Annotated in this window: 1 protein-coding gene; it reads right to left on the reverse strand. The window is 44.3% G+C overall.

Translation table 11 applies throughout. The annotated features are described in order from the left end of the window. Positions 1-359, reverse strand: a 359-nt coding sequence (locus A3739_RS02820) for a class I SAM-dependent methyltransferase (protein ID WP_156502288.1), incomplete at both ends; no start/stop codon positions are given.

Consider the following 359-nt stretch of genomic DNA (forward strand, 5'->3'; position numbering starts at 1 on the left):
ACTAAGCACTGTGTTAGTGGGTTTTGAAAATTCCAATATCAAAAGTCTGCCGCCCGGTTTCAATACGCGGAACATAGAGCGGATAGCTTTATCTTTATCAGTGACATTTCTTAAGCCAAACGCGATCGATACGGCATTAAAGTAATTATCTGGGAAGGGAAGGCATTCTGCATTCGCTTGTACAAATTCAATATTGCTGCCGTAGCCTTTGTCTAATAATCTGTCTCGTCCGACATTGAGCATAGAGGCGTTAATGTCAGCGAGTACAACTTTGCCTTGATCTCCAACGCGTTTGGAGAACTGCATCGTGAGATCTCCAGTTCCCCCCGCAATGTCTAGTACCTTATGACCAGAGCGTA

It is taken from the genome of Oleiphilus sp. HI0067 (assembly GCF_001635735.1).